Source organism: Pandoraea thiooxydans (assembly GCF_001931675.1).
Lineage (GTDB): Bacteria > Pseudomonadota > Gammaproteobacteria > Burkholderiales > Burkholderiaceae > Pandoraea > Pandoraea thiooxydans.
In genome coordinates, this window is sequence record NZ_CP014839.1 from 854,381 (window position 1) to 868,051 (window position 13,671).

Below are 13,671 nucleotides of genomic sequence, written 5' to 3' on the forward strand. Positions count from 1 at the left end.
GCGGGAGCGGCATGCGAGGACTGTTCTGGTTAATCATCTTATTTGCCGTCGCGGCAGGCGTCGCGATCCTGGCGACGTTCAATCACGGGCAGGTGGTGCTGCTGGTGCCGCCGTACCGGGTCGACCTTTCACTCAACCTGTTCGTGCTGGCGCTGGCGCTGCTTTTCCTGGCGCTGTACGTGGTGATCCGTCTGCTGCGCAATCTGTGGAAAATGCCGGACCGTGTGGCCGCGTATCGCGACCGCCAGCGCAGCCGCAAAGCCAATATCGCGTTGCGCAACGCGATGGCATATCTTTTCGCCGGGCGCTTCACGCGGGCTGAGAAAGCCGCGCGCGAGGCTGCTGCGCAGCAGGATAACCGTGGTGTTGCATCGCTCATCGGCGCACGGGCCGCGCATCGGATGCGCGAGTTCGAGCGCCGCGACACCTGGCTGGCCGATGCGCAGGGGGCCGATCTCGAAGAGGCGCGTCTGCTGTCGACCGCGGAATTGCGGGTCGATGCGCGCGATGCCGAAGGAGCCTTGCAAGCCTTGGCGGAGATGCGCTCGCAGGGCGCGCGGCGTATCCCGGCCCAATTGGTGGCGCTGCGCGCTCACCAGCATCTCAAGCACTGGAAGGAAGTGCTCGCGCTGCTCAAGGTTCTCGACAAGCGCGAGGCTCTGCATCCGGCGCTCGCGGCCAAGCTGAAGCAGACCGCCAGCGACGGGTTGTTGCGCGATCATCGCCATGATGCCGACGCATTGCTGGCCTGCTGGAAAGGATTGCCTGTCGAAGCCCGTCAGTCGTCTCGCACGGCTGATCTGGCTGCCGAACTGCTGATCGGGCTGGACCGCTCGCGCGAGGCGCGCGAGATCGTCGAGGCGGCGCTGGCCGAGCATTGGGATGCGCGCCTGCTGCGGCGTTATGCCGATTGCGCGGGCAGCGATGCCTTGCCGCTGATTCAGCAGGCCGAGCAGTGGCGGGAGCGCCATCCGAATGACCCTGATCTGCTGTTTGCGCTGGGTAAGCTGTGCCAGCATCAGCGTCTGTGGGGCAAGGCCCAGACCTTCCTGGAGGCAGGCCTGCGCCACACGCAGGACGACGCGCTGCGTGCCAGGCTGCACCTGGCGCTGGCACAGTTGTTCGAAGGGCTCGAGCAGGGCGAGGCGGCGGCTCGGCACTATCGGGCCGCGGCCCAGGCTTAGTGACTGCGAGGAGCAAAGGCGCGATCCGCGCCTTGCCGTTCCGACAAACCGAGAGGCCGGGCAACGCATCTTGCCCGGCCTCTTCATTTCAACCGTGCGGCGGGCCAGGCTCGTGGCGCCGCCGCGTATCAAACGCTTATTTGTCGACCAGCCGTGCGGGCATCGAGAGTACCAGCAAGGCACCCAACACCATGAACGCGGCCAGCACATAGATGCCGCTGTTGGTGCTGTGCGTTGCATCCTTGAGGAAGCCGACGAGATAAGGGCCGAAGAAGCCCGCCAGGTTGCCGAGCGAATTGATCATGGCAATCCCGGCGGCAGCGGCCGCGCCCCCCAGGATGGCCGTCGGCAGGCTCCAGAACAGCGGCAGCACGGCCATGATGCCCATCGTGGCGAAGGTCAGCGCGATCATCGCCAGTTGGGTGTTATGGCTCCAGACGGTGCTCAGAAACAAGCCGGCGGCCGAAATGAGCGCCGGAATCGCCACGTGCCAGCGGCGCTCGCGTTTCAGATCGGATCGCCAGCCGATCACCAGCATGGCGATCACCGCGAAGCCGAAGGGGATGGCAGTGAGCAGACCGATCGTCAGCGGATCCTTGACCCCCGTGCTCTTGATGATCGTCGGCAACCAGAAGCTGACGCCATACAGGCCGATCACGAACGAGAAATAAATCAGGCTCATGACCCAAAGCCGCCCGTTGCCGAACACTCGTGACAGCGGCAGATCGTGCTTGCCGACCGCATCGGTGTCGATGTTGCGCACCAGCAGCGCCTTTTCCTCATCGGTGAGCCACTTGGCCGACTGAATCCGGTCGTCCAAGTAGAAGAACACCACCACGCCGATCACCAGCGAGGGCAGCGCCTCGAGCAGGAACAGCCATTGCCAGCCGGCCAAGCCGTACAGGCCGCTGACGTCCTTCAGGATCCAGCCGGAGAGGGGGCCGCCGACGAAGCCCGATAATGCAACGGCAGTCATGAACCACGCGGTCATGCGGCCGCGCCGGGCTGACGGATACCAGTAAGTCAGATACAGGATGATCCCGGGGAAGAAGCCCGCCTCGGCCAGCCCGAGCAGAAAGCGCATCACGTAGAACGTCTCGGGGGTGGACACGAACATCGTGGCACCCGAGACAATTCCCCACGTGATCATGATGCGAGCGATCCAGACGCGCGCGCCGACCTTGTGCAGAATGATGTTGCTGGGGACTTCGAACAGGAAATAGCCGAAAAAGAAAATACCCGCGCCCAGGCCATAGACCGTTTCGCTGAACTTCAGGTCGCTGACCATCTGCAGTTTCGCGAAACCGACGTTGACGCGATCCAGGTACGACACCACATAACAAATCAGCAACAGCGGTATCAGCCGCCAGCCTACCTTGCGGTAGGTTGCCACTTCGAATGCCGAAGGTGTGCCGCTTGTGGCGGTGTTCGGCTGTGATGTGACGGATTCCATCTGACCTCCTCGTTGGATGAACGTTTTTCAAATGCGCGCCGAGTTTTGTGATTTTGCGAGCCGGGGCGCGCGACCGGCGAAACAGCGCTTCTTATATGCAGCGGCCGCCGTCGACTTCCAGGCAAACGCCGGTGATGAATTCCGCGTCGTCCGAGGCCAGGTATAGACAGGCGTTGGCGATATCCTGTGGTTTTGAAAAGCGCCCCAGTGGAATGCCGGCGAGGAATTTCTTGCGGTTCTCGGGGGTGTCCGGCATGCCCATGAATTCGGTCATCAGGCCGGTTTCGCCGATCACCGGGTTGACGCAGTTCACGCGGATCTGGTCGGGTCCCAACTCCGCGGCCATGGCCTTGCTGGCAATGATGACCGCGCCCTTGCTGCCGTTGTACCAGACCAGGCCGGGGCGCGGCCGCACGCCGGCCGTGGAGGCGACGTTGATGATGCAGCCCCCGCCTTGCTGGCGAAAGTAAGGCACCATGTGCCGCGCGCTCCAGAAAATGCTTTTGACGTTGACCGCGTAGACACGGTCGAACTCCGCTTCGGTGATCTCGAGCAGCGGCTTGTTGCGATGCGTGGTGCCGGCATTGTTGACGACGATATCGAGCCGGCCGAAATGACTCAGTGCGGCGTCGAGCAATCCCTGCGTGTCGGCGCTTTGCGAGACGTCGCCGTAGACGAAGGCCGCCTTGCCGCCGGCCGCGTTGATGGCGTCGGCCACCCGTTGTCCGCCTTCACGGTTGAGGTCGTTGACGACGACGTTGGCGCCCTCGCGCGCGAAGGTTGCCGCGATGCCCTCGCCGAAGCCTGACCCGGCGCCGGTAACGATGGCCGTCTTGCCTGCTAAACGCATAGCTGTCTCCTTGTTGTGATAGTTGGGTAATGCGCTGCCGGCGGCAGCTCACGGCACGTCAGTCATGGCGTATCGCAATTGTCTTGAGTGTCGTGAAACCGTACAGCGCTTCGAAACCTTTCTCGCGGCCGTGACCGGAGTGTTTGACGCCGCCGAACGGCAGTTCGACGCCGCCGCCGGCACCGTAATTGTTGATGAACACCTGGCCCGAGCGCAGCCGTCGCGCCAGCCGCAACTGACGCGCTCCGTCGCGTGTCCAGATGCCGGCGACCAGTCCGAAAGGTGTGCCATTGGCCAATTGCAGCGCGTCGCTTTCTTGTTCGAACGGCATCGCGGCGAGCACCGGGCCGAATACTTCCTCGCGCGCCAGGCGGTGCGAGGGCGGCACGTCGCGCAGCAGCGTGGGCGCCTGGTAGAAGCCGGCTTCGGGGGCTTCCGGCACGACCTGCCCGTGCGCGAGCATGGCGATGCCGTCGTGCTGGGCATCCGAGAGAAAATCCCATACGCGCTGCTGCTGCTTGGCGCTGATCAATGGTCCGCAATCGAGATCCAGCATCGCCGGGCCGACCTGCAAAGCCTCGAACGCCTGGCCCAGCCGATCCAGCAGCGGCTCGTAGGCACTGCGCTCGACCAGCAGCCGGCTGCCCGCCGAGCAGGTCTGACCGGCGTTCTGCACGATCGCGTTGACGACAACCGGCAGCACCGCGTCCATATCGGCGTCGGCAAAGACGATCTGGGGCGATTTGCCGCCCAGCTCCAGCGTGACCGGAACATGGTTTTCCGCCGCCATTTGCGTGACCAGCTTGCCGGTTTGCGGCGAGCCGGTGAATGAGATGTGGTCAATGCCGGGGTGCCGCGCGAGCGCCGCGCCGGCTTCGTGGCCATAACCGGTGACAATGTTCAGTGCCCCGTCGGGCAAGCCGGCCTGCTGCGCCAGTTCGGCGAGCTTGAGCAGCGACAGGCAGGCGTCCTCGGCCGGTTTGACCACACAGGCGTTGCCGGCGGCGAGCGCCGCGCCGACGCTGCGCCCGAAGATCTGCAGCGGATAATTCCAGGGAATGATGTGGCCGGTCACGCCGTGCGGCTCGCGCAGGGTGAGCACCGTGTAGCCGGTCTGGTAGGGGATGGTCTGGCCGTGCAGCTTGTCGGCGGCACCGGCGTAGAACTCGAAGTAGCGCACGACCGCGGCGGCGTCGGCACGCGCCTGCTTGAGTGGCTTGCCGGTGTCGCGGGCCTCGATATGGGCCAGCGCATCCTGCTGTTCGGCCAGCAATGCCGCGAGCCGGAACAGGACGCGGCTGCGTTCGGCCGCGCTGCTGTTTCCCCAGGCCGCCTCACACGCCGCCCGGGCGGCCTGCACGGCTGCGTCGATGTCGGCGGCGCTGCCGCGGGCCAGCACGGCGAATGGCTGGCCGTCGGACGGGTCGAGTACCGGGATCGTCTGTTCCTGTGCCGGCGCGACCCACCGGTTGCCGATGAAATGATGAGCTTCCTGCATTGTCACCTCGCAGTGAAAATAGGTTCACATCTTCATTAACAGCGACAGTGTAGCCTGATGTGCGCGGCAGCGGGGCATCGGCCGCCCGTGGCGGATCGTGCGCCTGCCGCAACGGTCCGATACCGCAAAACCGCTATAATCTCCGGCTGAGAGCGCAGCGCGCCCCCGATACTTCCCATCACTTCGCAAGAGAGTCGATCATGAGCTTCAATAACGTGCCGCCGGGCAAGGATATTCCTAACGATTTTAATGTCATCATCGAAATCGCCGCGCAAAGCGATCCGGTGAAATATGAGGCTGACAAGGAAACCGGCATGCTGATGGTCGACCGTTTCATCGGCACCGGCATGCGCTACCCGGCCAATTACGGCTTTATCCCACAAACGCTGTCGGGCGACGGCGATCCGGTCGATGCGCTGGTCGTCACGCCGTTTCCGCTGCTGGCCGGCTCGCTGGTGCGCTGTCGCGCGGTGGGCATGCTGAAAATGACCGATGAATCCGGCCAGGACGCGAAGCTGGTGGTGGTGCCGGTCGACAAGGTCTGCCCGATGACCGCGCACATCAAGTCGCTCGACGACGTGCCGCAAAACCTGAAAGACCAGATCAAGCACTTTTTCGAGCACTACAAGGCGCTGGAAAAAGGCAAGTGGGTCAAGGTCGAGGGTTGGGCCGGCATCGACGAGGCCCACAAGGAAATCACCGACGGCGTGGCGAATTACAAAAAGTAAGCGCGCTTGCCCGAGCGGCAATAAAAAACCTCCGGTTCACGGAGGTTTTTTTTCGTTTGGACAGGCTTGCTGCCTTACAGGCGTTGCGCGATGAGTTCGACCCAGTGTCGCACGGGCGTCGAGGTGCCGCTTTGCAAGTGGCACAGGCACCCGATATTGGCCGAGACGATTTCCTCGGCCTGGGTCGCGTGCAGGCAGGCGAGCTTCTGGTCGCGCAACTGCTTGGATAGCGCTGGCTGCAGGATCGAATAGGTGCCGGCCGAGCCGCAGCACAGGTGACTGTCGGCCGGCAGCGCAACGTCGACACCGAGTCCGCGCAGCAGCGCCTCGACCTTGCCGCGGATTTGCTGGCCGTGCTGCAGCGTGCACGGCGAGTGAAACGCCACGCGCGGCGCGTCGGCGCGGCGGGCCAGGGCGATCAGCTGGTCGGTGAAATCCGGCAGGATTTCGGCAAGATCGCGCGTCAGCGCGGAAATGCGTTGCGCCTTGCTCGCATAGGCCGGATCGTTGCGCAGCAGGTGGCCGTATTCCTTGACGGTTGCCCCGCACCCGGAGGCGTTCATGACGATGGCTTCTGCCCCGCTCTCGACATGCGGCCACCAGGCGTCGATATTGCGGCGCACGTCGTCGAGGCCGTCGGCCTCTTGACCCAGGTGCAGGCGGATAGCTCCGCAGCAACCGGCTTCGCTGGCCACCACGGTTTCGATGCCCAGGGCGTCGAGCACGCGCGCGGTGGCGGTGTTGACCGAGGGCATCATGGCCGGCTGCACGCAGCCGGCGAGCATCAGCATCTTGCGCGCGTGCGTGCGGGTCGGCCAGGCGCCGACGTTGTGACGCGGCGGAATCTTGTGACGTAAGGCGGCCGGCAGGGCCAGCCGCACGCGCCGACCGACTTCGAACAGGGCGCCGAAGAGCTTGCGATTGGGCACGACATTGGCAAGTACGTAGCGCATTGCACGCTCACCCAGCGACCGTTGCACCTGACGGTCGACATAGCGGCGCCCGATGTCGACCAGCCTCCCGTACTGCACGCCCGACGGACATGTCGATTCGCAGTTGCGGCAGGTCAGGCAACGGTCCAGGTGGGCTTGCGTCAGACGCGATACCGGCGCGCCTTCGGCCATTTGCTTGATCAGATAGATGCGTCCGCGCGGCCCGTCGAGCTCGTCGCCCAGCAATTGGTAAGTCGGGCAGGTGGCGGTACAAAAACCGCAATGCACGCATTTGCGCAGGATGGCGTCTGCTTCTTCGCCATCGGGGGTATCACGCAGAAAATCAGCGAGGTTGGTCTGCATCTTGGACTCAGAAGTCGGGGTATAGCCGACCCGGGTTGAAAATTCCGGCCGGATCGAAGGCCTGTTTGAGGCGCTGGTGAATGGCCATCAGTGGCGCGGGCAGCGTCGTGAACACCGGGGGCGCGTTCGGCTGCTCGCGCGGGCCGCGAAAGCAGGTGGCATGACCGCCCACCTGACGGGCGGCCGAGCGTATCGCTTCGGCCTCGCCGCCGACGTGCCAGCGCTGTGCGCCGCCCCACTCGATCAGTTGCGGGCCCGGCAGCGTCAGCACGGGGGCGACGCTCGGCGTGCTGAGCCGCCACAGCGGTCTGGCATCGGTGCGGGCCGCGAAAAAGGGTGCGGCTTGTTCGCGCAGTGCCGTCCACCAGCGCTCGGCTTCGCCGGCTTCGAGCACGTCGCCGCCGAGCGCCGCCTGGGCTGCCTGGACAGCGGCTTGCGCGCCGGACAGGCGCAGCGTCAGTCGTCCGTCCTGCCATGCGCTGGCGCTGATCGGCAGCGGGCGCGCAGCCCACTCGTTGAGCTGGTGCAGGGCGGCTTGCTGATCCAGTTCGAATTGCAGCGTGAGCTCGCTGGTGGGACGCGGCAGCACCTTGATCGACACGGTCAGCAACAAGCCGAGGCTACCCAGCGCGCCGGCCATGAGCCGTGCCGCGTCGTAGCCGGCCACGTTCTTCATGACTTCGCCGCCGAAGTGCAGCTCCTCGCCGCGCCCGTTCATCAGCGTCGTGCCCAGCACGAAATCGCGCGGCGCGCCGGTGTACGGGCGGCGTGGCCCGGCGAGTCCGGCGGCAATGCAGCCGCCGAAGGTCGCCCGCTCGCCGAAATGGGGCGGCTCGAAAGGCAGCATCTGGTTTTTTTCGGCCAGCGCAGCCTCGATTTCACGCAGCGGTGTGCCGCAGCGCGCCGTGATGACGAGTTCGGCGGGATCGTAGGCGACGATGCCACGGTACGCGCTGACGTCGAGCACCTCGCCGCGCGGGACCTCGCCGTACCAATCCTTGGTGCCGCCGCCGCGCAGTTGCAGCGGCGTATGCTTGGCACTGGCTTCGAGAATACGCGCGCGAAATTCAGCCAGCATGGCGTCGCTCGCCGGTTCGGCGGACGACGCTGGCTGGGACGCAGTGGTGTTATCGGTCGCAGACATCAGAATCTCGGAATATCGGGGTGGGGCAGTTGTCCGCCGCGCACATGCAGCTTGCCGTATTCGGCGCAACGCGCGCGCGTGGGGATCGCCTTGTCCGGGTTCAGCAGACGGTCGGGATCGAAGGCGTGCTTGATGGCGAAAAAGGTGTCGCGCTCTTGCGGCGAGAACTGCACGCACATCGAATTGATTTTCTCGATCCCGACGCCATGCTCACCGGTGACCGTGCCGCCGAGTTCGACGCAGGCCTCGAGAATGTCGGAGCCGAACGCTTCGGCGCGGTGCCATTCGTCGGGGTCATTGCCGTTGAACAGGATCAGCGGGTGCATATTGCCGTCACCGGCGTGAAATACGTTCAGGCAGCGCAATCCGTATTGCTGCTCCATTTGTTCGATGCGCGTGAGCAGCCTGCCGATGCGGCGACGCGGAATCGTGCCGTCCATGCAGTAATAGTCGGGCGAGACGCGGCCGGCGGCCGGAAAGGCGTTTTTGCGCCCGGACCAGAATTGCAAGCGCTCGTTTTCGTTTTTGGAAACCTGGATGCGCGTGGCGCCGCAGGACGACAGCACGGCGCTCATGCGCGCGATCTCTTCCTGCACTTCCTCGGGGGTGCCGTCCGATTCGCACAGCAGGATGGCCGCTGCGTCCAGGTCGTAGCCGGCATGGACGAAGTCTTCGACGGCGCGCGTGGCGCCGCGATCCATCATCTCCAGGCCGGCCGGAATGATGCCGGCGGCGACGATGGCGGCGACCGCATCGCCGCCTTTTTCGACGTCGTCGAAACTGGCCATGATGACCTGCGCGGTCTGCGGTTTTGGAATCAGCCGCACGGTGACTTCGGTGACCACGGCGAACATGCCCTCGCTGCCGATCATGACCGCGAGCAGATCGAGGCCAGGCGAATCGAGTGCCAGCGAACCGAATTCGACCACCTCGCCGGTCATCGTCAGTGCCCGCACGCGCAGCACGTTATGTACCGTCAGGCCATATTTGAGGCAATGTACGCCGCCCGAGTTTTCCGCTACGTTGCCGCCAATGGTGCAGGCGATTTGCGACGACGGATCGGGGGCGTAATACAGTCCGTAAGGTGCGGCGGCCTCTGAAATGTGCAGATTGCGCACGCCGGGCTGGAGCGTAGCGGTGCGCGCATAGGGATCGATATTTAGAATTTTCTTGAGGCGGGCGAGCGACAATACAATGCCGTCGGTGATCGGCATTGCGCCGCCGGATAAGCCGGTGCCGGCGCCGCGCGGAACCACGGGCACGCCATGCTGATGGCACAGCCGCAGGACTTCGGCTGCCTGCGCTTCATTCTCGGGCTGCACGACCGCGAGCGGCAGGTTGCGATAGGCGGCCAGGCCGTCGCACTCATACGGTGTGATGTCTTCACGCCGGGTCAGTACGCGGCAACCGGGTTCAAGCCGCGTCAGCGCGGCGAGAAATGCCTGCCGGTCAGGCGCTGTCGGCGCGTCGGCCTGGGCAGCGGGCTCGGAAAGATTCATGGCTTCCCTCGGTGGAATCAGTGCAACGTTGCGGCCAGCACCGGGGCGGGGAGCAGCGTGCGGTATGGATTTTTGGTCTACTGGTCGACCAGTAGACCATCTGATCAATTCTAGCGCAATGTGGCGGCATGCTGGGGTGGTAATAACCCTGATGCGCTTGCGGCGCTGGTCATCGTATTGCGATATCCGGTATTGTTAGACCTTTTCCGCTTTTTGCCGCATCTGCCATGTCGTTCGCCCCCGTCACTCCCCCGCCGCGCTACCGCCTCTCCGATGCAGTCTACGACCAGTTGGAGAAAATGATCGCCGAAGGCACCCTCGAGCCGGGGGAGACGCTGCCCTCGGAGCGCGATCTGGCTCAGCAACTCGGCGTGTCCCGACCGTCGTTGCGCGAGGCGCTGCTCAAACTCGCCTCGCGAGGCTTGATCAACGAGCGCGCGACCGGCGGCTACGTCGTGGCCAACGCTACCGGACCGATCCTGGCCGAGCCCCTGGCGCAATTGATGGCTCGCCAATCCAAGACGGTGAACGACATCTTCGAGTTGCGCGAATGCCTCGAGTCGATGGCGGTGCGATTGGCGGCGCTGCGAGCCAATCGCACCGATTTGAAACATCTGGCCGCGGTGATCGACTCGCTGGAGCAGACCTACCGGGCACCGTCGGGCGCCGGCGCGGCGGCGTCGCTGCCGGAGCTCGACGCGCGTTTTCACCTGGAAGTCGCCAGGGCGACCCACAACGTGGTGCTGATTCACACGATGCAGGCGATTTTCAATCTGATCCAGCACTCGATCGAGAAGACCTACGAGCACTTCGACGTGCGCGATGTCGATCTTGCGCATCTGGTCGGACAGCACCGCACCATTTACGAAGCGATCGCCGCCCACGATCCGGAAGCCGCGCAGCAGGCCGTGCTCACGCACCTGACCTTTATCAAGAAGAACGTCGCCTGAGCGCGGCGCCGGCCGGGCGAACTCAAACGCTCGTCGCCTTGAACGGACTGTGTTCGTGCAACTCGCTCACGTAATGCTCGATGCCGCCGCGTTCGCGTTGCAGGAATTGCGCGACGGCATCGGCAAACGCCGGGTGCGCCAGCCAATGCGCGGACTGCGTCACGATCGGCAAAAAACCGCGCCATAGCTTGTGCTCGCCCTGCGCGCCGCCTTCGAATAGCGTTATGCCGCGCTCGATGCACAGCGTCTGCGGCTGGTAATAAGCGGTCTCGAAGTGCAGGCACGGAATGGCTTCGAGCGCGCCCCAATAACGGCCATAAACGACCGCCTCGCCGTGTTCGGTGGCTGGTTGATGAATCAGCAGCGAGGCGCAGATCGGCTGCGCTTCGCGCTCGCCGATGATGAGCAAAAGATTGTCCGGCATGGCCTCGGCCAGCGCCAGAAAAAACGCCAGATTCAGATAGGGCGTCGAGTGGTGCTCGCGGTAGGTGTGACGATAACAGCGCGCGAAAAAACGCCAGTCCGCCTCGCTGGCCTGCCGGCCGTCGAGGTGCCGGAAGCGCACGCCGGCCTCGTGTACCTTGCGCCGCTCGGCGCGAATGTTCTTGCGCTTTTTCTGTTCCAGCGTAGCGAGAAAGGCGTCGAAGTCACGGTAACCGTCGTTGCGCCAGTGAAATTGCACGCCCTGACGCACTTCAAGATCTTGCCGGGCTAGTTCAGCCATATCGGTGCTGTCGGGGAACAGAATATGCAGCGACGACACCTCGCTGTGCCGCGCGGCGTCGAGCAGCGCCCGCACCAGCGCTTGCCGGGCGGGCGCGTCCTGCGCCAGCAGGCGGGTGCCCGAGACGGGCGTGAACGGCACTGCGCACAGCAGCTTGGGATAGTAGTCGAGCCCGTTGCGCGTGTAGGCGTCGGCCCAGGCCCAATCGAACACATACTCGCCGTAGGAGTGCTGCTTGAGGTACAGCGGCACCGCGCCGGCCAGCGAATCGCCTTGCCATAGCAGCAGGTGGCTGGGTGTCCAGCCGGTGCCGGGGCCGACACAGCCGGACTGTTCCAGCGCGTTGAGAAAGGCATGGCGCAGAAACGGCGTGGGCTGTGCCTGAGCGGCCAGCAGGGCGTCCCAGGACGCCGCATCGACGGCGCACATGCCGTCGATCACTTGCGTGCGATAATTCGAACCATTCGTTGTCATTGATGGGCCAGGAGGTCGACGGTATGAACCCGGCCGACATCGGCCAGGGCGGCGACCACGCGCCCGGCCGGAGCCAATTGTCCGGACCAGGAGCGCTCCGCCAGATCAGGTATCGGGAATGAAAACCAGAATCGCACTCGCACAACTCAATTGTATCGTCGGTGATTTCGCCGGAAATGCCGCCAGAATTCTTGCTGCCGCCGAAACGGCATTTGCCGGTGGAGCGCATCTGCTTCTGACCCCGGAGCTGGCCCTGACCGGGTATCCGCCGGAAGACTTGCTGTTGCGCCCCGCATTTTACGACGGCTGCCGCGCCCAACTCGAGCAGCTTACCCAGGACTTGCTGCGCTTCCCGGGACTGCACGTGGTCGTCGGTCATCCGTGGCTACCGGCCGGGGCCGCGCCGCGCACGAACGATCTTAGCGCAAACGGCGGGATGGCACACGGCGCCGGCTACAACGCCGTCTCGGTGCTGGCCGATGGCGCGGTGCTGGCGACCTACCTCAAGCATGAACTGCCCAACACCGAAGTATTCGACGAGAAGCGCTACTTTGCGGTGGGACAAGAGCCGGTGGTGATCGAGCTCAACGGGTTGCGCATGGGCCTGACCATCTGCGAGGACGTCTGGCATCCAGCGGTCGCCGCGCGTGCCAAGGCGGCTGGCGCGCAGTTGCTGCTGGTGCCCAATGCCTCGCCCTATCACCTGGACAAGGAGAACCTGCGCCTGGATGTCACCCGAGCGCGGGTCGCCGAAACCGGACTGCCTCTGGTCTATGTCAATCTGGTGGGCGGTCAGGACGAACTGGTGTTCGACGGCGGCTCGTTCGTGCTCGACGCGGCGGGCGAGGTCGTCGCGCGCATGCCGTTGTTCGAGGAGGGGCTCGCGCTGGTCGATTTCGACGGCGCGCGCGCATTGCCCGCCGACATTGCGCCCACACGCTCGCTTGAGGCCAAAGTCTATGCGGCGCTGACCATCGGCGTGCGCGACTACGTGAACAAGAATGGTTTTCCGGGCGTCATCGTCGGCCTGTCTGGCGGGGTCGATTCGGCACTGGTGCTGGCGCTGGCGTGCGATGCGCTGGGTGCCGACAGGGTGCGGGCGGTGATGATGCCATCGCGCTATACGGCCGATATTTCCTGGCTCGACGCGCGCGATATGGCGGCTCGGCTGGGCGTGCGCTACGACGAGATTCCGATCGCGCCGATGGTCGACGCGTTCGGCGGGGCGCTGGCCGACGAGTTCAAAGGGCTGCCCGAAGACGCCACCGAGGAAAATATTCAGGCGCGCATTCGCGGCACGCTGCTCATGGCGCTATCGAACAAATACGGTTCGATCGTGCTGACCACCGGCAACAAGAGCGAGATGGCGGTCGGCTACTGCACGCTGTATGGCGACATGGCGGGCGGCTTCGCGGTGATCAAGGATATCGCCAAGACGCTGGTCTACCGCCTGTGCGAATACCGCAATCGGAGCGCGGACTTCGCGCGGCGCGAGGTGATTCCGGAGCGCATTCTGACCCGCGCGCCGTCGGCCGAGCTGCGCGAGAATCAAAAGGATCAGGACAGCCTGCCGCCGTACGACGTTCTCGACGCGATCATGCGAATGTACATGGAAGATAATCGCTCGCTGGCCGACATCATCGCGGCCGGTTACAGCGAGGCGGACGTGCGCCGGGTGACGCGGCTGATCAAGATCAACGAATACAAGCGGCGTCAGGCGCCGGTTGGCATTCGGGTCACGCACCGCGCTTTCGGGCGAGACTGGCGCTACCCGATCACGTCGAAATTTCAGGAATAACACGCGTTGCGGCATGGCCAGGTCGGTACAATGCCAACAGACGATACGACCGATACTTCATCAACCAGGATAAC

General features: G+C 64.5%; 11 protein-coding genes. 4 read left to right on the forward strand and 7 right to left on the reverse strand.

What is annotated here, in order from left to right:
* The first annotated feature begins 11 nt into the window (after positions 1-11).
* A complete protein-coding gene (locus PATSB16_RS03880; protein WP_047212722.1) occupies positions 12-1,184 on the forward strand; it encodes a heme biosynthesis HemY N-terminal domain-containing protein in 1,173 nt (390 codons plus the stop codon).
* A gap of 136 nt (positions 1,185-1,320) precedes the next feature.
* On the opposite strand, the gene PATSB16_RS03885 is transcribed toward PATSB16_RS03880, so the two are convergent.
* The 3 genes from PATSB16_RS03885 to PATSB16_RS03895 all read right to left on the reverse strand — a co-directional run bounded on the left by PATSB16_RS03885 (position 1,321) and on the right by PATSB16_RS03895 (position 4,985).
* Positions 1,321-2,637: an MFS transporter gene (locus PATSB16_RS03885; RefSeq protein ID WP_047212723.1), complete on the reverse strand. Its 1,317-nt coding sequence runs from the start codon at positions 2,635-2,637 to the stop codon at positions 1,321-1,323.
* Positions 2,638-2,728: 91 nt separating this feature from the next.
* Positions 2,729-3,487, reverse strand: coding sequence for an SDR family oxidoreductase (locus PATSB16_RS03890; protein WP_047212724.1), 759 nt, complete (start codon positions 3,485-3,487; stop codon positions 2,729-2,731).
* Positions 3,488-3,545: 58 nt separating this feature from the next.
* The gene (locus PATSB16_RS03895; protein WP_047212725.1) at positions 3,546-4,985 is read right to left on the reverse strand and encodes an aldehyde dehydrogenase family protein; all 1,440 of its coding nucleotides are present in this window, start codon (positions 4,983-4,985) and stop codon (positions 3,546-3,548) included.
* A gap of 200 nt (positions 4,986-5,185) precedes the next feature.
* Here PATSB16_RS03895 and ppa point away from each other — a divergent pair, with 200 nt between their 5' ends.
* On the forward strand, positions 5,186-5,713 hold the full coding sequence (ppa, locus tag PATSB16_RS03900; RefSeq protein WP_047212726.1) for an inorganic diphosphatase: 528 nt from the start codon (positions 5,186-5,188) through the stop codon (positions 5,711-5,713).
* A 74-nt stretch (positions 5,714-5,787) separates the two neighbouring features.
* Here the strand turns inward: ppa and glcF are convergent, their stop codons facing one another.
* From glcF to PATSB16_RS03915, 3 genes are read right to left on the reverse strand one after another with little or no spacing between them, the layout of a single operon-like run.
* Positions 5,788-7,008, reverse strand: a complete 1,221-nt coding sequence (gene glcF / locus PATSB16_RS03905; RefSeq protein WP_047212727.1) for a glycolate oxidase subunit GlcF — start codon at positions 7,006-7,008, stop codon at positions 5,788-5,790.
* Between the two features lie 7 nt (positions 7,009-7,015).
* Entirely contained in the window at positions 7,016-8,152 is a 1,137-nt protein-coding gene (glcE, locus tag PATSB16_RS03910) for a glycolate oxidase subunit GlcE (RefSeq protein WP_047212728.1), read from the reverse strand.
* The gene (locus PATSB16_RS03915) at positions 8,152-9,651 is read right to left on the reverse strand and encodes an FAD-linked oxidase C-terminal domain-containing protein (RefSeq protein WP_047212729.1); all 1,500 of its coding nucleotides are present in this window, start codon (positions 9,649-9,651) and stop codon (positions 8,152-8,154) included. Before PATSB16_RS03915 ends, glcE begins: the two co-directional genes overlap by 1 nt.
* 227 nt (positions 9,652-9,878) lie before the next feature.
* Here PATSB16_RS03915 and PATSB16_RS03920 point away from each other — a divergent pair, with 227 nt between their 5' ends.
* The gene (locus tag PATSB16_RS03920; protein ID WP_047212730.1) at positions 9,879-10,601 is read left to right on the forward strand and encodes a FadR/GntR family transcriptional regulator; all 723 of its coding nucleotides are present in this window, start codon (positions 9,879-9,881) and stop codon (positions 10,599-10,601) included.
* 22 nt (positions 10,602-10,623) lie between these two features.
* Here PATSB16_RS03920 and PATSB16_RS03925 read toward each other — a convergent pair whose 3' ends face one another.
* Positions 10,624-11,799, reverse strand: coding sequence for a GNAT family N-acetyltransferase (locus tag PATSB16_RS03925; RefSeq protein WP_047212731.1), 1,176 nt, complete (start codon positions 11,797-11,799; stop codon positions 10,624-10,626).
* 118 nt (positions 11,800-11,917) lie between these two features.
* Between PATSB16_RS03925 and PATSB16_RS03930 the strand changes: the two genes are divergently transcribed.
* Positions 11,918-13,597, forward strand: coding sequence for an NAD+ synthase (locus PATSB16_RS03930; protein ID WP_047212732.1), 1,680 nt, complete (start codon positions 11,918-11,920; stop codon positions 13,595-13,597).
* Positions 13,598-13,671 lie beyond the last annotated feature (74 nt).